Origin of the sequence: Citrobacter rodentium NBRC 105723 = DSM 16636 (assembly GCF_021278985.1) — a bacterium.
GTDB lineage: Bacteria > Pseudomonadota > Gammaproteobacteria > Enterobacterales > Enterobacteriaceae > Citrobacter_A > Citrobacter_A rodentium.
The window spans coordinates 2,239,482-2,261,447 of sequence record NZ_CP082833.1; the positions used below are offsets into that span (position 1 = coordinate 2,239,482).

Here is a 21,966-nt window from a genome sequence, read left to right on the forward strand (position 1 = left end):
ACTTTACAACGGGTTATATGCGGATTCCAGCGCGTTCCGTTCGTTTCGGGTGCTTCCAGTTGATACCTTCAAGAAGCATGGATAACTGAGCCGGAGTAAGGTGCACCTTGCCGTCACGGGTGACTGGCCAGATGAAGCGGCCCCGCTCCAGGCGTTTGGTGAAGAGGCACAGTCCGTCACTGTCAGCCCACAACACTTTTATCTGGTCACCCCGGCGTCCGCGGAAGATGAACAGGTGTCCGGAGAACGGGTCATCCTTCAGGACGTTCTGAACTTTTGATGCCAGGCCGTTAAAGCCATTTCGCATATCGGTGATACCTGCAACCAGCCAGATACGCGAACCTGCAGGGAGAGATATCATCAGTGGCTGCTCCCTTTTATTTCGCGGATAAGTGTCTGTAATAACGCCGGCGTCAGTTTACCTTTAAGCCTGAGAGTTCCGGCCGGCAGAACCAGCTCACAACACAGACTGTCGGACGGTGTATTTATCTGCTCTGGTTCCTGTGCGGGGGCCGGGATTTTATTATCCGGCTCCGGCGTTAACGTCACGGGAAGCAGTGCCGGCATATTTTTTCCGGAAGGCAGCAGGCCACCTTTCCGGTATTGATGGCGCCAGTTGAAGAGCAGGTTATCGTTGATTCCGTTTTCCCGGGCGATCTGCGCCACACAGGCTCCGGGCTGCAGTGACTGCTCCACTAAGGCGATTTTAAACTCATAAGGGAAGTTGGGCCGCCGGGGACGTTTTTTTACCACGGGGGTTTCGGATATAACGGTGCTTTCAGGACGTACGACTGGTACCGTGGAAAATTGTCCGTAAAGGCAGGCATCAAGTTCCTGCTCCGACATGCCTGCGGGCAAAGGCCACGAAAGGCCAGCTCTCCGAAAGCGCACGAACATACTACAAACTGTTGATTTTGGTACACCCAGGCGACGTCCGGCCACAACCCGAGGTAAATGTTCTTCGAAGTGAAGGCGTAAAGCTTCAGTAATCCAGGTCCGGTATTCCATACGATAGTGTCCACTAAAAATGATGGACATTATTTTTGTGGAGCCGGAGGAAACAGACCAGACGGTTTAAATGAGACGCTTACCTTTCTATAACTTGCTGTTTTTATTTAATTCATCGCAACGGCCTTCTGCATATTAAAATCAATACCATCGGTCAAAACACGCCAGATGATTCTCGTCAGCTTATTCGCCAGCGCAACCGTGGTTTTCAGGAACCCTCGACGGGCCTCCATCCTTTGCAGCCAAATACTCAGACTGTCATCGCGCTTTTTCACACAGCGCATTACAGACCGCGCACCATGAATAATGAGAATTCGCAGACTCCGATTGCCATTTTTTCGTCACAGAAGACAGGCGCTGTTTTCCGCCCGAACTGTACTGGCGGGGAACCAGTCCACACCACACCGATAATTCTCGCCCACTCGAGAACTGTGTGGCATCAACTTCGCTGAGAAACGCTGCTGCAATCAGGGGACCGACGCCCGGGATTGTTAATAGATGGCGGTACGCGATTTGTTGTGATGACAGCGCCACAATTTCGCTGTCCAGACGGGTAATTCGTTCATTTAATGCCTGCATATCTTCCCGCAGCGAAGACAACAGTCGACAAAGAGTAAATGTCAGGCTGTTTGAGGCATCTTCAATCAGCTCCGGTAGCTGTTGCTGGAGACGCAGGATTCCGACAGGAATAGTGAAACCATATTCAGCGAGCAGAGAACGAAGCTGGTTGGTCAGCGCTGTTCTCTGCTCAACCATCAGTTGGCGTGTGTTCCGAAGCGCCTTGATATCCTGCTGTTCTGTGGTTTTTACAGAAACAAAGTGAATACCCGGGCGAAATGCTGTCTCGCAAATTGCCAACGCATCATTGGCATCATTTTTCTGGCTACGGACAAAAGCTTTTACGTGTTGTGCGGGGATGAGTCTGACGCAATAGCCCATAGATGCGAAGGTTCGCCCCCAAAAATGCGAAGTGACGCAGGCTTCCTTCGCAACAAGGGTTCCAGGTTCAAACTGTCGGATAGTATCCGGCAATTTAGAACGAGAGATTTTTTTGTTCCATGCGACGGAGCCATCGACCATCCAGACGCAGACCTGAAAAACTGATTTGGCGATATCAATACCAACAACTCTGATCGTGCTCATGTGATTTACTCCCGTAGCAAACGCAGACAGTAAAAGTATGGTACTGGCTGCTTCAGGAAAGGGCGTCCATCACATCACTACAAGATGAATCACTAACAACTACTCCATTAAAAGAAATAGAGCGTTTTTGAGCGATTAGGTCCCCCTCCCGTCGGGAGAAAATGATTTAAATATTTAATAAGGAATAAGGAATAAGGAATAAGGATAAGAATAAGAATAAGATAGGATAAGGATAAAAAGCCATTAATTTTGATTATGATAAGTTACTACTGTAAATAATCCTAAAGTTAATTATAAATTATCAGTAAAAACTGTCAGGTAATGATGTTAATTATACTCTTTACAAATCAAAGTTGTTCTGATATAAAAATCATTAAAGATGAGAAACAACTATGGGATATAATATCATAATTTGTGGCTTATATACATATTTTCGCACGATTTACCTTCAGCCCTAACATTTGATAGCAAACATGATCACTTTCAAACGAGGACAAAATGCCGCCTATAGTGTATAATACTTTGCATGCACCAACATCCTTATCAAAAACTGAAGATATTAAATCCTGGGATACAGAAAAATACCTAAAAACATTATCAAAATTCAATAATGACAATATTTTTAACGATCAGATTTCTAAAATAACAGAGAAACAATACGATTTTGACAAAACAGCCACAAATGAAAATTACTACAATTTAAATCTGTATGACATTTATTTTCAACCATGCAGTAACATTATAGAAGAAAACATAACAAGAATATTACAGTTTCAATACTCAAATAGCCCAACATTCAGACGCCTGGTAAACTACCATACTGACAATTTACCAAACTACGATATAAATAAATGCCAAATATACATTACCAATACTTTTGCATACAATAAAAAAGAAGATAGTGTAAGTGAACTATTCATTGCACTTGATGAAAAGGGAAATTTTATTGTCCCTAAAACAGAATCATTAGAAGAAATATCACCAGAAAAAATATTGTTGAATTTCTTTTTGAAACATATCAGCAACCCAGACATCCTTGGTTATGATGATATTGACACATATACCAATATAATTTTTAAGGAATTATCCCCCCAGGCAATAGCTCACACTTCAAAATCATTTCAACATGCTTCTGTGAGAGATAAATACAAACTATACGATTGCGAAAATTCGACTAAACAAATAGATAATATTGAACAAGTCATATCAAAGGGAAGCACCCTTCAGAAAGAGTTTTTTGATAGTTATATAAAAAATAAAGAACTTGATCCCATTCCCTCGCAAAAAAAAGGAATTCAGTTTAAAAAAATCGCACTTAATGGATTATTGCTTACCTCAGGCTTATTTCAAACATTAAATAATAACCAACATAGCGGTAATTCGAATTCATTAGATAAAATAAATGTCAGGCATTCAAGGTCTCTTCCTGAAGAACATTCTGCACCTGCTGAAACCAAAAGCAGTTCCATTGTAAAAGGAATCAATGAGTTTATATTAAAAAAAGCAGCCTCTCTTTACAACTTGCTGACTAACTTAGAGCTAGAACTGCAACTAGAAAATTACATAAGAGGGTATCATGAATTACTTGCATTTTCTCAAACAGGGATTTGGACTCGTAATGGCAGAGATGCTGCAAGAAATTACATAGTTGAAATAATGAAACAACACTTTTACAAATTTGAAATAGAATATAATAGCGGAAGAGTTGTTTTTTTCCAGGATTTCATAGAAAAACACCGAGAGTATGAGTACAATATATATGAAACGTTTGCGCGAGATATAATCGTGCACCCGCTACCATTTGATTTAGACTATGCTCCTCCTGAAAAAGGTGGGATCATAAGGTCAGAACCAGCAAATCATTATATGCAAACTGTGAGACAGAAGTTTTCACATAGTGCACCACTACATTTTGATAATCTATACGGTAAAGAATCTATATTCTTATCAGTGGCATTACATGATCTAAAATCAAATAAAAAACTAAGCAAAAGAGATTTTGAACATCTATTTAAAATCGCTCAATTAGTAATCCATCACTTATCAAAAGATGGCGGTGATAAAATCCTGTGCTCCTCTTATGGAGTTAAGTATCATCGTCTTATATTAAATGAGATTGTAACACGGTGCAAACATCACCAGAGACATATTAATGAAAGTATAATAGAAAAAATATCACTAGCAATAATTACTAATAATGACCTTTCGAATCAAATAAAATCAAAAATATTAAAATTAAACTCACAAAAAAACTACTGCAACCCATGGTTAATGATATTAGCAACAGAAAAACAGCTCTCATGGGCGGAGGCTCACTATAAAGCACAAAAGCATATTGAAAGTCATATTCAGGATTGTGAATTATTAGGTTTAATGGATACAAACAAAATGGTCAGAGATGCCATTACTGGATTTATCCATCAGATTAATGAAATAACAGAATCCAGTTGGATGTCATCAGAAGAACAACATGCAAAAAAAATTCTGGCTCTCGAGATGTTCAAAACAAAGATATCAACCCTGAATGGAGGTCAGGGATTTGTCTATGGTTTTAACAAAGTTATTCAGGAAGGGCTTGGAGGACTAATCGAGTTAAGTTTTGACATTGACGATGAGTGGCATCATCGAGCATTATCGTCACTTAGTCCTGCATCAAGAAATGGACTTCATTTATTAGGTACTATCTGGAATATAGTAATGAGTGCGGTCCCTGGATTTAACGCCTTAGCAGGAACTAGCAGTATACTAAACCACGCTGTTGTTGAAAAATCTACGGATGTATGTAGCTACATACAAGATGCAATACGTATTGGTATGGAAGCAGTTCCGGTAGCCGAGTCGAAATTCACAAAAAAATCGTCAAATAGCAAATACATAGGTCTTCGTTTTGTTGAGGAAAAAATTAATAAAAATTTAATTAATGAACCTCTGCAACGCGGCTCATCTTATAGAGTAATAGAGTCAATAGAAAATACTGATTTTATTTATCAAAAAATCACTAAAAAAATTTTAGAATTAATGACCACAGAAAATAATGAGCTGTATAGTGCTACGGGGTTTAACAATGAAAACTATGGATACTACAAACGATCTGGTGATGGTTTTTATAGAAAACAGCACTCATTCCAGCCTTTATCGAAAGAGACACCAAACAAAATAACATACAATAATAGAGAATTAGAATTAATAAAAGAATCAAACTCAGAAATTTACTGTGGAACATTTACCGACAACGGAAAAAATTCAATTGTAAAGTTTTATAAAAGTTCCGATGGTAGCTTTTATCAAGCAGAAGGATTAAAAGGAGGAGGGCTTATCCGGCATACGGATAAGCCATACTCAGAGTTGAAAGAAGGTGATATAGGATATGATGAGGAACTTCTGGATATTACTGATGATTCACCTGAGTTAGAGGAAACTTTGCCTGCAATATCAGAAGATTTATACCCTAGCGAAGAAGAGAATGTACAAAACATTTACAGTAAATTTAAAAGTGGTGATATTGAGGCGGGAATGACAGAGGTGACATTATGCCGAGGAACTATTGCCTCTCAGGCTGAAAACATTGTTTCTTATAGTACCGCTGGAGGAGCCGAAATTGCAAACCCAAATGTAAATCCGGTTTCTGAAGATATTGCAAAATTGCAAATAAAAAGTGGAAGAATTGAACCTGAATATACAACAGATATTAGTGTTGCCGACCGATTTAGCCGTGGACATCACTTAGTTATTGTCAAAGTAAGGGTGAAATATCTTACAAGAGGCAGTATAAGCGAAAGTGGTTGGATTATTCCCCAAAACGCTCCCATCGAGCCAGTTGGTTTAATTGACAGGACATATGGTCAACCTGAAAACATACAACAAGCAAATGCATCATAGTAACGTTTGTCATTCGGTATCGCATATCGAAAGATATGCATAAATCACAAGATAACCATAACTTAATCTAACATTGAATGCTAATAGCTACGGTTGTTAATGGTCAATCAATCATTACTTCTTAAACAGCCCCGCACTCCCGTACGGGGCATGTCCTGTTTATCTCCACCCTCTTTTTTATTGTACTCGCGGTTAAACCGAACCACGACAATCTTCATATCCCGCTCCACCGATTTAACCAACGCTGCCTGTTCCGCCAGAGATATAGTCAACACAGAATTTCATGGATTCCGGGGTAATATCCACCACGCAGGGGCGGTACAGGCTGTCACCGGAGAATACTTCAGCCAGAAAGCAAACGCCTTGTACACTTCAGTCGTTGAACATCTTCCCAACTGGCTACCCGGTTCGGGCACAGACAACAGGCAAAGTGGAGCGGATGGTGCAGTACACCCGCAACAGCGGCGGATCTGTTGCTTCAGCTGTCTACAGCGCAACGCCAGGACCGCTATAAAACAACGCTTCACCGTGGTGGGATGGCGCCGAAGCTGCTCATCATAGATGAAATAGGCTATCTGCCGTTCAGCCTGGAAGAAGTAAAATTGTTCTTCCAGATCATCGCCAAACGTTACGAGAAGAGAGCGATGATCCTGACATCTAACCTGCCGTTCGGGCAGTGGGATTAAACGTTCGCAGGAGATGCGGCACTGACATCGGCGATGCTGGACCGGATCTTACACCACTCACACGTTATTCAGATAAAGGAGAGAGCTATCGACTTAAACAGAAAGAAAGCCCGGGTTATCACTGAAGCTAATCCTGAGTAAAACGGTGGATCAATATTAGACCGTCGGTGGAGATGTAAGTGGTTCACTTTTTACCCGTCGTTGACAGTTATCCTGAAGTGTTTAAAATTGAAGGAGTTAAACAGGTTGTTGCTTGTGGTCATTCTGTTTACAGTGTTGCAACACGTCCCGATATCACTACCCACAGTCTTTATGCCTGGATAAAGAAGTACGGATCGGACTCTTTCACCAACAAAGAACCGTCAGATGCTCAGGCTGAGATCCGCCGACTCCAGAAGGCGCTGAAGCGGGTTACTGACGAACGGGACATATTAAAAAAAGCTGCGGCATACTTCGCAAAGCTGTCCGACTGAAGTACGCCTTTATCCGTGACAACTCCTATTGTTGGCCTGTTCGTCTGCTCTGTCGGTTGCTGAATGTTCATCCGGGTGGGTTTTACGCCAGGCTTCAGCAGGCGCATCTCAGGCTGACAGGACAAATCAAACAATTCTGGCTGTAGCCCGGTTGCGTTTATGGCTATCGCAAGATCCATCTTGACCTGAAAGATAGCGGGCATCAAGGTGGGATTAACCGGTCTTGCGGCTGATGAAGCGTGAACGGATAAAGAAAAAGATCTACGGAACGCAGGAAGAAGCCCGAAGCGATATTTTTGATTACATCGAAATGTTTTATAATAGTAAGCGTCGGCATGGTTCGAGTGATCAAATGCCACCGACGGAATATGAAAATCAATATTATCAACGGCTCATAAGTGTCTGGATTATCCGTGGCGATTCAGGAAGCCTTAATGCTGTTTCTACAGATGAGGATATTGTCCCTGATTCAGAACTGGCCAGCACTATAAGCAAATCAAAGGAATATTGGCGTCATCTGGTAACATTAACTTAAAAATCAAAGTCAGTCTTAAGATAGTAGGCCAGGAACACTCTAAAACGGTGGTCAATTTAGCTGGCCACTACAAAACTAAAAAAACGGTATAAGGATAATATTCGCAATGAGATTACCACAACAAAGCACTAACACACTTTCTGCCCCAAAAGGCTCTATTACTTACATACCAGAGGAACAAAAAAATAATAGTCCTCGACCATCTTCCAGTGGAAGAATTATTAAGACACTGAGAAATAACCAGGCATCACTTACGACTTCGCGATTGGGATATTATAATTATCTTGTTAACCAAAATAATTCAACTGAAGACGTCGTCGCTATTGGGGCGATGATACAACGAGACCTACGACCTCATAATGCGGAAGAAATAAGCAACCTCTCCCATCTCGTCAAACACTCAGGAAACAGGAAATCCTCCTTACTTCATAACCTGCTTTTGGTTACTTCCCGTATTTACCAGGCAACTAAATACCCATTGACTGAGTCCTCTTCACTCTCACCAAGGGAATATCCCCCTTCACCGGTATTAGGCTCTTTACACAAGGAAACCGAACTTACTCACATTGAATCACATACTGAAAAAAGAAGTCGCCGGGTTAAACGTGCAGGAGGGGAAGATGGAGAAGTTGCATCATCATCCAGAGGGGGGAAACGGCCCATTGAGACAGATAATGATGTAGAATTGGCAGAAAAGCGCGCAAGACATCAGGGGGATAATCTACCTGCTGAGGGTAATCCATCGTTAAAAATACTCTCCTCCCGGAAAGCCAGTTTTACCTCTTCCCTTCATCCTTCCCACTGGCAGAGCAATGAGCAGAAGGCAGTAGAAGAGATATTCCCTCGTATGCTTAGAATTGTTAGTCATCTGAAGGAAAGTTTTCGCAGTCATGAAAATATCTCTCAGAATCGACTTACGGAGATTGATAATAAACTGCATGCTCTCTGGGAACGTCTGACCAGTGACAAGGCAAAAAGTGAGGTTTACACTCTGCTCAGGGAGTTACAGGAAAATCTCCCTGCGGCGGGTAATCCATCGTTAAAAATGAAACCACTGCCGGTATATATTCCCGCCCCTGTTGCTGCAGCCCCAGCAGTAAATTTACCAGAAGCCAGCTTTACCTCTTTCCTTTATCCTTCCCGCTGGCAAAGCAATGAGCAGAAGGCAGTAGAAGAGATATTCCCTCGTATGATTAGAACTGTTGGTCATCTGAAGGAAAGTATTCGCAATCATGAAAATATCTCTCAGGATCGACTTACGGAGATTGATAATAAACTGCATGCTCTCTGGGAACATCTGACCAGTGACAGGGCAAAAATTGAGGTTTACACTCTGCTCAGGGAGTTACAGGAAAATCTCCCTGCGGCGGGTAATCCATCGTTAAAAATGAAACCACTGCCGGAATATGTAGTAATCCATCCGGTTAGATTACCAGAAGCTCCTCTACATCTGCTTCACTGGTCGAGTAATGACCAGGAGGCAGTAAAGGCTATATTCCCCACAATGGTCAGCACGATTAATCATCTGAAAACAGATATCCGCTATAATGAAAATATCTCTCAGGATCGACTTACGGTGATTGATGGTAAACTTCACACACTCTGGACGAGTCTGACCGGTGAACTGGCAAAAAATGAGATTTATACCTTGCTCAGGGAACTGCAGAACAGTCTGCCTGCAATGGGTAATCCATCATTAAAAATGCGCCCCCTGCCGGAGTATATTATTGATCCCCGGGCAGCATTGCCGGAAGCCAGCTTTACCTTTTCTCTACACCTATCTCGCTGGTCAGATAGCGATCAACAGGCACTAAAGCAAATACTTCCCAATATGCAAGTGTATATTTCCAAATTGAAGATAGATATCAGCAATCATCGTAATATATCCCAACAACGTCTCACGTATATTGATAATAAACTGCATGCCCTCTGGAAACATCTGACCGGTGACCTGGCAAAAAGTGAAGTTTACACTCTGCTCAGGGATCTGCATAAAAATCTGCCTGCAGCAGGCAATCCATCATTAAAAATGCTCCCCCTGCCGGAGTATATTATTGATCCCCAAACAGGATTGCCGGAAGCCAGCTTCACCTCTTCTCTACACCTATCTCGCTGGTCAGATAGCGATCAACTGGCACTAAAGCAAATACTTCCCAATATGCATGTGAATGTTTCCAAATTGAAGGCAGATATCAGCAATCATCGTATTATATCCCAACAACGTCTCATGGATATTGATAATAAACTGCATGCTCTCTGGGAACATCTGACCGGTGACCTGGCAAAAAGTGAAGTTTACACTCTGCTCAGGGATCTGCATAAAAATCTGCCTGCGGCAGGCAATCCATCATTAAAAATGAAACCGTTGCCGGAATATATTGCCGTTCCCGTTCCCCCTCCTGTTGCTGCTGCCCCAGCTGTAAATTTACCAGAAGCCAGCTTTACCTCTTCTCTTCATGTATCTCGCTGGCTGGGCAATGAGCAGCAGGCGGTAAAAATGATATTTCCCAATATGAACGACAGTATTAATTATCTGAAGAGACAGATCCGTTATTATGCAGGTATCTCCCAGAAATAAATCTCGGAGATTGATGATAAACTGCATGCTCTCTGGACACATCTGACCAGTGAACTGGCAAAAAGTGAGGTTTACACTCTGCTCAGGGAGTTACAGGAAAATCTTACTGCGGCGGGTTAACGATCGTTCAAAATGAAACCACTGCCGGAATATATTCCCGCTCCTGTTGCCCCAGCTGTAAATTTACCAGAATCCAGCTTTACCTCTGTTCTTCATCTGTCTCGCTGGCTGAGCAAGGAGCAGCAGGCGGTAGAAGTGATATTTCCCTCTATAACCAACAGTATTAATCATCTTAAGAGACAGATCCGTAATCATGCAAATATCTCCCAGACATATCTCTCGGAGATTGATGATAAATTGCATGCTCTCTGGGAACATCTGACCAGTGACCAGGCAAAAAATGAGGTATACATTCTGCACAGGGAGCTGCAGGATAATCTGCCTGCGACATTAAAAATGAAACCACTACCGGATAAACAACCAGCCCCCTGGTTGATGAGCGATTTCACACAACGTGATATCAGCATGATGGATCTCTGGTCATCTCATGACAAGAAAGTACAGTCCAGGGTCGCACCTCATCTGATGTATGGCCTGAAGAAACTGGCCGAAAAAACATCGCCCACCCTGGCGGACATCACCAAAATGGATGCTGCACTGACACAGATGCTGGAACAGTTCACCGGGGATAATGCTAAAGCAACCGTTCACTCCATCCGAGAGGCTATGTTCCGTCATTTCCAGAATATCCAGGTACCTACTGCTAAAGATATTCATCTGCTGTTTAACCGCGCCCCGGAATATGCCCTGACGCTCCCCCTCCATATACTTAAAAGTGTGTCAGATTCACTCACTATATGGACAGACAGCCCGCGCCTGCATGATGCCCGTCTCAAAGATATCTTCGGACGTATCGTCATAATGAAATTTATTGATGACAAAATTGATGCGCTGCGGGGAATTGATGTGGCAGCCGTGCCTGTTCAGGAAAAACTGAGTCCAAAGCATATCCAGTTATTGCAGGCCTATCGCCAACTGATGACCCGGATCCAGCCCGACCGTCACGAACGAGAAAGGTTGTTACAACAAATCAGCCTGGAGCCAGAACTTCACCGCTATATCCGACAGGTGGAAGCCTCGTTGGCCTTTCATACCCATAAGCTGCTTACCGAGAAAATTGCAGAATGGGGGCTACTACTCCGGCCTGAACAGCAACAGGCTTTCCTGCGCTATATTGATAAATACAATCATCAGACGCTTTCTCAACAAGCCAGACAATATCTGCAAATGCTTTCTGCACCAGCAGTAGTGTTGTCCACTCTTCCTGAGCAGGTGACAGTACGTGAACTGAGTGATTTCTTCACAGAGAACTCCCTCTATCAGCGCCTGAAAGCCGACCATTACACCTTTAATGACCGGGATACAATCATCCGTTTTCTGCTGGCGGCCGAAGGGAAACAGGGGCTGTTTACCAGTGAGCTGCAGCCTCCATTCTCTGAGGCGGTAAACGAGTTGATAACAGAACACCTGGGGGAAGAATATACCCGGATGCCAGCACTGAGGGAGGAACTGTATAAGGCAATGGAAAACCATCTGGCTCACCCACAGGAAACTTTCAGTATCGCCGTACCGCCGACTCTACCGGCGTCCTTACAGGAGAATTTTCAGGCATTTTCTTTATTGCTGTCCTTACTTCCTGCGGAACAGTGGTTTCAGATGCCAGTCTGGAGTACCCCTCTGCTTGGAACCGGTGTTCGTTTCAGCGCTGATGAGCATCAACTGACAGACCATGCCATTATTGCTGGTGAAAATCCGCTGCGTACCAGCACACGTAACTTTCTGTTCTATCTGGATGCCCTCTATTATTTTCACCAGCGTGCCATTGCCGGGCAACTGACCACCGAACGCGTTCAAAAGAAGCTACAGTCCCTGGGCATGACGGAGAGGTTCACATCAGAGAGGGTACAGTTCTTTGTCGAAAAAATGGCAACAAAACCTTATCAGTCTCTGACACAGATACACACCCTGCTGACACAATCCCCTACTCTTGCACAGGGAGCACTGATATGGTCAACGGAAGAGTACCCGTTGCTCAAAAAACTGATGCCAGATACCCTACTGGCTCACGAACTTTCGTCATCGTTACTGATATATGAAAGCCAGTTAGGGATTTTCCCCAAAGCTCCTGTGGCAGGCCCCTCAGGACAGCCACGATATACCTTGCTCTCCTGGCCTGAGTTTTACCGTGACCATGCACAACTCTGGTTTTCGCTGGCCAGAGGGCACGCTGCTGATACGACCGACTTCCATCCGCAGTCCCTCCTGATATCACAGGAAGGTCGTTGTATGGGGCTGGCCTGGCTTTACCTCCAGGCTGAAGATAGCATTCACTATGCCGTGTTACAGGAGAATCTGATGACGGTCAGTGCACTCCGTCAGACCCGCGAGCGTAGCCACCTGCCTCTCACAGAAGCCGATAATAGCTTACTGGACAATGCCCTCCAGCTGATTGACAAACTTCAGGTGCAGGGGAACCAGTACATCCAGAGCAATACATTTTTTAATAAAGCCTCGTGGCAACCTGACACCCTGGTGACACTGTTTTATAAAAAGGGCATTCAACATCTCCTGGTGACCACTCCCACCCATACATTGGTAGTGCAACAACTTGAAGACAGTTTCCGGGTCACCGATCCGAATTTCGGGCATGCAGACTTTGCTTCCCTCATGGATGCGCTGCACTTTATTGAGTCATCGGTGCAGTTAACCCCTGTGCTTCAACAGTATTACGGCCTGTCGGTGGGCCACGTCAGAAAGCAACTACAGGTATACTATACAGATTCAGAAGAAGCGCGCTACACGCTCCTGCAGGACGCCACAAACATACTGACTGACCGTCTTCAGCATACCACCGCTGACCGTCTGGCACAGCTGGCTGAACCGGTCGCGGTTGCTGGCGTCTCCCTGCCAGTAAAAATGCTTTATGATATCGGAGCCACCCTTGACGGCCGGCGTATCACTTCTCTCCCCACTCCGGAGCAAATCCCCTCCCTGCGTCTGAACGGTGAGGTGCTGCATGATTACCTCTCCCGCACAGTACTGACAACAGAACAGGCTAATAACATAAGAAAAATTCTGCAGACTCAGGGACTGTATAGTGGCACCCGCCTAATCGATCCGGATATGATTCGCGGGACGTATGATGATATGGCCTCCTCACAGGTTCGCCTGCAACGGCAGGCAACGCGGGTTAAACAGCAACTCGCCGGCGTACTGGAAACTCTGCAGCAACGCTTCCAGAGTGTTACCCGCTCATCCGGTCGTCATCTTTCTGTGGAACAGATTGAACTGACTGATGTCGGAAGCGGGCGATTCAGTCTTCAGGTTCGGGACGGAGAAACATTGCATCCTGTTTCTGTTGAAGCCCCGGATGTGGTATCCCGTTTTCAGAAACTCTCTACCATGCTTTCAGCCCTGCCTGCCAGCGGGGTCATGGATTTCGATCTCGGCATGAGTGTGGTCGGTATTGTTCAGTATGCCCGCATGCTACAGCAGGGGCAGGAAGACAGCACCCTGGCCAGGCTCAATCTGGCTATGGATATCAAACAACTTTCCGAAGCCACTCTCGGCAGCATGATTCAGATTGCCGGGAATAAATTTCTCAATACAGAGGGTATTCAGGGATTCAGACTGGAAAGTGCCGTGGCTGAAGGTCTGCGCTCAGCGGCAACCCGTACCGGAGGCACAATGGGCAAAGCACTCTCCGCCAGTGCCCGCGTTCTTGAACTGCCCGTACTGGAAACCGCTCTCGGTACCTGGAATCTGTACAACAGTGTCACCCAGCTCCAGCAGGCCACACGCCATTCTGATATTATGGCTGCCCGGGTACAGGTCGCCTTTGACTCCCTCTCTCTGGGGCTGGCTGTTGCTTCCGCGGTCTTCCCTCCTCTTATTATTGCCACCGGGCCTGTTGCCGCTATTGGTATGGGAGCATCCAGTATTGCCCGCAATGTGGCACTGAAAGAAGAACGCCATGAACAATGGCTGGAATATAAAAAATTCCTGACTGACGGCAGTAAACACATTGTCGTGGCCTCTCCGGAAAGAGGTTTGCTGGATTTCTCCGCAAACCAGGTACTTGGAAAAATGGTGCTGGATCTGCGTCAGTCCCCCCCTCTCCTGACCGGTGAACGCTCTTTTAACGCTGACAGAAAAATCGGTCATCGTCCGGACCTGGGGGACTGGCAGATTCGTGAGAAGGTGGGCTATGCCTACAGCATCAGCCCCTACTACGCCCTGGCACATGGTTACGCAAACAGTAAATGGCCCCGGTCCCTGCCGGAAATCCCTGCCGGAGAGTATGACACCATTATTCTTGGCTACGGTAAACAGTATAAGGCCAATACGGAAATAGAGTATCTGTCCAACAAAGTGGTCTGGCGGGAAGCTGTAGCGGACAGTACTTCCCGCGACCGGCGTCCTCCACTGGAAGTGCTTAACAGCCAGTGTACTGTGATAGCAGGAGAGCGTAAAACCACAGTCCTTCCCCTGAGGGTGCTTGATGAACTTACATCAGAACGTACAGAACAGGCTATATCGTTAAAAGATTATAAATTCATACTGAAAGGGGGCAGCGGTGGACTGACTGTTCAGGTAGGCGGAGCGGGAAATTATGATATTGATGCAAATCCTGCGGCACAAGAAAATATACTCTCCTTCCGTGGGCTGCCGGAAGAGTTTCCGCTCACCTTTGATTTATCAAAACAAACGCAGCCTGTCATGCTGAAAACAACAGACGGTGAGGTGCCGGTAATGACCATCACCCAGAAGGGGATAACCACCCTGGTAGGAACAGCCGCCGGTAAAGACAGACTAACAGGTAACGATGAGGACAATACCTTCCATACGAGCTCCGGTGGCGGTACTGTCATCTCTGGTGGAGGGAATAACCGCTATATTATCCCCCGCGATTTAAAAACGCCGCTGACACTGACGCTGTCTAATCACTCACTCTCTCACGAAATCCTTCTGCCAGAAACAACCCTGACAGAATTAAAACCTGATGCCTTTGAGCTGAGTCTGATTTACTGGGCCGGGAACAATATAAAAGTTCAGCTGGAGGATGAGACACAACTGAACCGTTTTGCCGGAAACTTCAGGGGGCATACCCGTGATGGCATAACTCTGGAGGCTGTTTCCCGGGAAAAGGGGACTCAGCTGGCGGTTTCATCATGTGATGTTCAACGCTGGCAGGCTGTTTATCCGGAAGAAAACAACAGACCGGATGCCATACTGGACAGGCTGCATGATATGGGCTGGAGTCTGGCACCGGAAGTCCGGTTCCGGGGGGAGAAACATTCGCCAGCTATGCCCCCCTGACTCATCAGCTCGTTTACCAGCTTCAGGAGCGTTATTCGGAATTCCGGCTGACCGGCAGCCGCCATTATACCACGACTGTAACCGGAACCCCCGGAAGCCGGTATATTCTCATGGAGCCGGATACAGCACAGATATCACCGGTACAAATCATACTGGCCGGTGACAATGACCACCCGGAAACAATTGATTTGCTTGAGGCCGGTCCTGTTCTGGTTGAAGGGAAAAAAGACAAAGACAGCGTGATATTGACGGTTGCTACGATCCAGTATTCCCTTCAGCTGACAATATCCGGGATCGAAGACACGTTACCCGGTACAACCCGTGTGTCAATTCAGCCCCAGGATACCCGTTTGCTGAGTGACGTACTCCGGCTGTTACCGGAGGATGGTAACTGGGTGGGGATTTTCCGGAGTGGTTACAGGCCAACGATAAACCGGCTGGAAACGCTGATGACATCAGACCATGTAATGACGTTCCTGCCCCGGGGAGCCGGAAGTGCAGACCAGGTATTGTGCCTTGAGAATCTGAGTGGCGCCAGGAAAAAACTGGAAGGTGAATTACTCTCCGGCACGCTAAAAGGAGCATGGAAAGCCGATGGTAAGCCGCCGGTTCCGGTAAATATCTCGGAACTGAATATCCCTCCCCATTCACGGATGTATCTGGTTTTTGAAGGAGAAAAGAATGTGTTGCTACGCAGTAAAGTACATGCAGCTCCGTTGAAAATAAAATCCGGCGGAGAGATGCGGTTATCTGAAAGGCAGTGGCAGCAACAGGACAGTATTATTGTCAATCCCGACAAGTATGCCCCCTCATTAATACTTGAGGAATTTCGTCGTTTCAGTATTTCATCAGATGAAACATTTTCTTTAAAACTGATGTGCCATCAGGGTATGGTCCGTATCGATCGCAGAACATTATCTGTCAAACTTTTCTATCACCGTGAACAGACCGGTATTGGAAGTTTGCGTATAACGTTCAGGAATTTTTTCACAGAAGTGATGGATACAGAAGACAGTGAAATAATCGAGAAAGAACTGAGGCCCATTCTGATAGGTGACACACATCGCTTTATTAATTCCATTTATAAAGAGCATCTGAATGTAAAGTTAGGAGATGGAAACCTGAATCTGGCGGAAATCGTTATGGAGCACGCCCGTATTCAAAAGAAAGAAACGTCAGAAATAATCCATACAAGTCATGGTGCCATGCAAAAAAGTCCAGAGGGACTTTCCCTGATGGAAAATGCAATTACGACTATCAGTTTCACAACGGATTCGGGGAAAAAATTTCCGTCCTTCCACTCATGGTTCATTGAGGGATTATCTGAACGCTATGAGAGCTTACCTGCGACACCGAAAGCAGAGAGCTTATATTACCTGACACCAGAAGGTGACCTGCAGATAACATATCAGGTAGCTGAAAAAATGGTGAATCAGGCAATGATTGTCTCCCTGCCAAACTACCGGCAACAGTGGGAAAAATATCCTTTAAGTATTTTATCCGAAATCCCTCAGAACAATAATACTGTTGTGCATTCAGTCCTCAGGGTCAATGGACCCACAATGCTGAAGCGCACCATTGATTACAGAGGGACAGATATAAACAGTCCTGTAGTATCTTTTTCAGATACAACTTTCATAGATGGTGAACAGATGCTGAGTCATGGCTCGCGTTCCGCAAGACAATTCCGTTCCAGAGAAGAATATATGCTGTGGGAATTACAACAACGGGTATCTGAAGCCCCTAGCGCCCGGGCACAGGATAGCTGGTTGATGGATACTGTGGCAAGAAACGGTGAATGGAAAATCACCCCTGAAATATTGCGACACGCATCGGGATACGTCAGAACCACGGTGTCAGAATGGCCTTACGGATGGCTAAAAACAGGCACGATACTCCGGACTCCGGAAGATAAAAATACAATGGTATACCTGACCACCACGCAGAACAGTGTATTTCATCGTCAGGGCTCCGGATATCAGGTATATTACCGTATAAGCAACATTTATGGTGCGAATATAGTGGATAATGAACCTGGTGAAACCCTCTGTACTCTCAGGCCTGAAACATGTTTTGAAGTGACAGGTGTGGATGAAAGGCATTATGGAAGGAATATTATTTATGTCCTACTGGCTCCCTGTAGCAAAGACCACGCAGGGCAAAGTAAAACGCCAGGCGGTGACAGCCTTTTTTAACTGATTAAATTTCCATATAAGAGCCTGTTTACCATTCAGTGTTAATGCCTTTTCTTAAAAGTGACCGTCAAGGCGGTCACTAAACCCGATAATGTAGTGGCCAAAATTAGTTGACCACGACACTGCCATACCATGCGGACCACTGTAGGAACCATCCTGTCCCGTTCACGGTGAGGTTATGCCTGCGAAGTGACTGTTGATGGGGAATTTATCTCCCACTATCCTGAAAACACTGCTTCGCGAACTGACCGGGAGGGGACGATGATCTCCCTCCCATCAGGTACCCGTATCTGGCTGGTTGCAGGTGTGACAGATATGCGTAAATCCTTCAACGGACTGAGGGAACAAATACAACATATGCTGAATGATAACACCTTCTCCGATCACCTGTTTATCTTCCGTAGCCGACGGGGGGAATACTGTTAAAAACCTCTGGGTAGATGCTGATGGCCTGACCAAACGCCTTGAAGAAGGGTCGTTTATCTGGCCTGCGGTGCGTGATGGTAAGATCTCCATGACCCGCTCACAACTGGCAATGCTCTTCAATAAACTGGACTGGCGTCAGCCGAAAACATCCCGCCTTAACGCACTGACAAGATATATTGCTGAGTTCTTCAGCCATATTAAGTAAACCGGCTTTGTGTTCGAAGACGGGATTGGTAGTATGGAGCATGAGAGTTACCTTGTGTTTTATATAAGGATTCGACAATCATATCAAAACCGGTAACTCTCAATCTTTCAAGGCCATATGTCAGATCAAGTCGCGACTAATACAGCTAATATATTGATTTTAGCATCCCTGGATAAATGTTCGACATCCAGCTCAACTTATTAGAGCCCTTTACAGCGATATAGCATACCTCATATAACGAGGAATCATACCCCTTAATCTTGTAATATCAACATCCGGTTCGATATGTTTCTCATAAAACTTGTCTGCAAGCAAGTTGGCCATGTAATCTGATGTATGATTTTTTACATTCCTGGTCATCCCCTCGCAAAGGTTATCCATTTTTTTACCAAAAGAACCATTTCCTATTATCATATGATTGATGGAGCTTTGAGCTGCTCCAGAATCAAGTTCCAGGCCATAATGCTTTGAAATAATAGCGAAAACTCTTTTTCTGTCATTGTTAGTGATGTTACGCCTATTTTCAAGGCAGAACTTATCGATTTCCTGATTCACCACCCTTGATGGATACACTTTCTGTTCATCTTTTATCCATCCATCAATATCTTTAGTACTCTGCCGGGTTACCAAACTCAGTATGTTATCGCTAACTTTTTGAACAGAAAAGCTGATGCGCCTTTGTCCCATTGAGCATTTTACAACTTCATCACACTCACCCCAGAAGGATTTTTTCTGATGGCAGCTGATACCAAAAGAATTAAAAGATAAACCTTGAACATTCACTGGCATAGTTATACCTTTTTATTAAAATTTATTTACAAATTGCATGCATGTGTTTATTTTAGTCAGAAACAACATCTATGCAAATAATATTAAATCAAAAATCTCTTTATATTTTTTTGAATCACATCACATATTTGGTGTGTTGACTAATGTTACCAAGATGGCTCACCAAAATGAACTGCAGAGAGAAAGAACATGCCTGTTATATTAAATTATCTAATGGAAGGCTGTTGCCAAAAAGTGAACTGGAGGCTTTACGAAATGTCGCAAGAAGCAATGAGAATGATACCATTATTGCAGGGGGTATATGAGGATTTATTATATCTCATTTATGGATGGTTTTAGCGTAGAACCGATTGCGGGTGGGATTTGGGACCGTCCTGGGGCAAAAGGATATCGTCGTCTCGCAGAAAGCATTGAGATACAACTTAACAGGGGGAGTAATTTTCTACAAGCATACAATTTATATATAGAACAGAACCGCCCCCCTTCTTTGCAGGAGAATGTTAGAAATACAGTACTGAACCTAATTAACGCTCATGCTTTCTCCGTTAGTCTGCGAGACTTTTCCTGCAATGAGTAGCACCTAAACTGTTCGATAACATTATGTGTTCCTGAAATAGGCGTTTTGGTCAGAAATGCACACATCTCAAGATTTTGTTCGTTGTTTAACCAGAAAGCACTAACTGAACTATCCGACGCAACCTCCCACATCCTTTGAGCCGTGAGACATTTACTCCAAAAATGATATCAGCAGAGATAAGTGCAATTTTAATGTGACAAAACAATGATTTTACGTATTGTCCACGCAAAATACATGTCTTTGAATGATTTTGACATGTTTTCACTTTTTCCTGGTTGACTGCATTATTCTGCTGATTGTTGAATTTGACCCCGCTTTTATCCAGAGTATATAGAGAACATGACTTTGAACTACATATGCTTTCTAAATAAGCAGGCTGTATGTAGCATACATTATGGTTATTTACTTCATGAAAATTGAATTTATCGATACATCCTACATCACAATTAGAATCGTCAGAGATGTTCTGTTAATATCTGACTAAAACAGTAACACCTATCAGACATAAGATCACGCTAATGCTGATAGAGGTTCCTTTGCTAATTGGCTGTTTCAATATTAAAAAACATAGACTTGAATATTATTATATATTTTAAATCGAAGCTCAGGATAAATCTAGAAAGAATGCAGCAGATAAAAACAGAGGTAAGTATTATTTCACCCTATTGAGAAATAATTAAAAAAATCAAATCACTTAAACAAAAAATATACTTCACAACAAGTAGAGAGCAAAACTCCTTTATTACTAAACTCAGTGGCAGCTCTTACGAGCCCTGCCAAGAAAAACGATCGTATAAAAATAATACGTTATTTAGCATATTATACAATATCCGGGTAGGATACATACGGCACTCATAGTCGAGCTTATACATAGATTTGTGTAATTGTCTAATTTTGACATATTCAATCCAACATCTAAAGTGGGTTAAATTATGGACGAGAAACAGTTACATGCTCTCATCCCGCACTGAAACTCTGACCGATGTAACATCAAAGGCTATACGGCGTTTTGTGATATAACACAACTTACTTTCATAATTTTCGCTCCAGTCCGTAGAAGATAACTTGCGTATCATCTATGTTTACCAGCCACAGGCATCTGCTTATATCCTGAATGCCTGTGACGTTTTATATAAATTATTGAAAGTTAATATTATTTCAAAGAAAAATATTTTAATTATTTTTTATAACGAAGTTCCCCTTGGCATGGTCATAAATACATCTATTAGTTTTTACAATCATTGATGCCATTATTTTCTCTCGTGTCAGCGGGTGAGGTAAGTCTTCCTTAACTAAACGAGAAAAATTATCAGCACTAAATAAACAGCATACTACTGAACGCTCTGAATTTTTAACAAATATCCCTTTTTCTGGCATCTCTAATGTGATTGGACATTGAACCGCCTCAGGAGGACACTGAAGCTGTTTCTGAGCAACAATAAACTTAGATTTTAATATTTTTTCCTGTATATTCTCTTGCGATTGTGTTTCACTTGAGGCTGAAAGCATACTTAACATTCTCTCGCCAAGAGCTGCAGGACCACTATTAAACCCCATTAAGTAAACAATCCCCCATTGCCGTTACTGGATAAAAAGCGCCCATCTGTTGAATCATATACAATCCTGACCGTTTTACCACCAAATCTAAATTCTCCGCTTCCATTGGCTGCAACTTGAGAACGAAAAGCCTCCATTCAAGTATTAAATGAATTTGCTCCAATATCTGAGATTGATGGCATAACAAAACTCCCTATTTTAATATGGACTCCTAATACAGGTAGCAATAACAAACATCCCCCTGACATGACAACAAAAACCGGATCCGAACGCCGGCTTTTGTGAACCTGTCGGGCTATTTCATCTCACCAATATTTTCCCATGCGCCGTCAGCCCGCCGGATTTGCAGCGGTCTCACCACGCTTTTCTCCGCATCCAGTATCACCACCTGCGTGATAACCGTATCCTGCTCCGGAATAATGCCATTCTCGTCAGACACCAGGATGTTTGCCGGTCCAGGACGCAGTTGCGCAGTAATTGACTGCCCGTTTTCACCGGCACCACGCTTTCCACAACCACACAGACTGTGCATAAGT

6 protein-coding genes and 8 pseudogenes are annotated in these 21,966 nt (G+C 44.0%); 7 read left to right on the forward strand and 7 right to left on the reverse strand.

Going from position 1 to position 21,966, the window contains the following annotated elements; all coding sequences use genetic code 11:
* Positions 1 to 13: 13 nt before the first annotated feature.
* From tnpB (K7R23_RS10600) to K7R23_RS10610, 3 genes and pseudogenes are all read right to left on the reverse strand, one after another.
* On the reverse strand, positions 14 to 361 hold the full coding sequence (tnpB, locus tag K7R23_RS10600; RefSeq protein WP_012904570.1) for an IS66 family insertion sequence element accessory protein TnpB: 348 nt from the start codon (positions 359 to 361) through the stop codon (positions 14 to 16).
* Positions 361 to 1,038 (reverse strand): IS66-like element accessory protein TnpA, encoded by a 678-nt coding sequence (tnpA, locus tag K7R23_RS10605; protein WP_012904569.1) that lies wholly within the window; start codon positions 1,036 to 1,038, stop codon positions 361 to 363. Before tnpA ends, tnpB (K7R23_RS10600) begins: the two co-directional genes overlap by 1 nt.
* A 77-nt stretch (positions 1,039 to 1,115) precedes the next feature.
* Positions 1,116 to 2,151: pseudogene (locus K7R23_RS10610) on the reverse strand (IS110 family RNA-guided transposase).
* A gap of 498 nt (positions 2,152 to 2,649) precedes the next feature.
* Here K7R23_RS10610 and K7R23_RS10615 point away from each other — a divergent pair.
* Entirely contained in the window at positions 2,650 to 6,030 is a 3,381-nt protein-coding gene (locus K7R23_RS10615; protein ID WP_012908650.1) for a DUF4765 family protein, read from the forward strand.
* Between the two features lie 107 nt (positions 6,031 to 6,137).
* Here K7R23_RS10615 and K7R23_RS25950 read toward each other — a convergent pair.
* Positions 6,138 to 6,443: pseudogene (locus K7R23_RS25950) on the reverse strand (hypothetical protein); the annotation flags it as partial.
* A 45-nt stretch (positions 6,444 to 6,488) separates the two neighbouring features.
* On the opposite strand from K7R23_RS25950, the pseudogene K7R23_RS10620 reads away from it, so the two are divergent.
* The 5 genes and pseudogenes from K7R23_RS10620 to tnpB (K7R23_RS10640) all read left to right on the forward strand — a co-directional run.
* Positions 6,489 to 6,857: pseudogene (locus K7R23_RS10620) on the forward strand (ATP-binding protein); the annotation flags it as partial.
* Positions 6,858 to 6,895: 38 nt separating this feature from the next.
* Positions 6,896 to 7,592 (forward strand): annotated as a pseudogene (locus K7R23_RS10625) (transposase); the annotation flags it as partial.
* A gap of 238 nt (positions 7,593 to 7,830) precedes the next feature.
* Positions 7,831 to 10,302 (forward strand): hypothetical protein, encoded by a 2,472-nt coding sequence (locus K7R23_RS10630; RefSeq protein ID WP_232796117.1) that lies wholly within the window; start codon positions 7,831 to 7,833, stop codon positions 10,300 to 10,302.
* Positions 10,303 to 12,513: 2,211 nt separating this feature from the next.
* A pseudogene (locus tag K7R23_RS10635) lies at positions 12,514 to 17,876 on the forward strand (DUF3491 domain-containing protein); the annotation flags it as partial.
* A 261-nt stretch (positions 17,877 to 18,137) separates the two neighbouring features.
* A pseudogene (gene tnpB / locus K7R23_RS10640) lies at positions 18,138 to 18,507 on the forward strand (IS66 family insertion sequence element accessory protein TnpB).
* A gap of 210 nt (positions 18,508 to 18,717) precedes the next feature.
* Here tnpB (K7R23_RS10640) and K7R23_RS10645 read toward each other — a convergent pair.
* Positions 18,718 to 19,296 (reverse strand): type III secrection system effector, WxxxE family, encoded by a 579-nt coding sequence (locus K7R23_RS10645; protein ID WP_012907283.1) that lies wholly within the window; start codon positions 19,294 to 19,296, stop codon positions 18,718 to 18,720.
* A gap of 189 nt (positions 19,297 to 19,485) precedes the next feature.
* Here K7R23_RS10645 and K7R23_RS10650 point away from each other — a divergent pair.
* A pseudogene (locus K7R23_RS10650) lies at positions 19,486 to 20,081 on the forward strand (T3SS effector NleG family protein).
* Positions 20,082 to 21,046: 965 nt separating this feature from the next.
* Here the strand turns inward: K7R23_RS10650 and K7R23_RS10655 are convergent.
* Both K7R23_RS10655 and K7R23_RS10660 read right to left on the reverse strand, forming a co-directional pair.
* A pseudogene (locus tag K7R23_RS10655) lies at positions 21,047 to 21,567 on the reverse strand (T3SS effector NleG family protein).
* 158 nt (positions 21,568 to 21,725) lie between these two features.
* Positions 21,726 to 21,962 (reverse strand): phage tail fiber C-terminal domain-containing protein, encoded by a 237-nt coding sequence (locus K7R23_RS10660; protein ID WP_024132872.1) that lies wholly within the window; start codon positions 21,960 to 21,962, stop codon positions 21,726 to 21,728.
* Positions 21,963 to 21,966 lie beyond the last annotated feature (4 nt).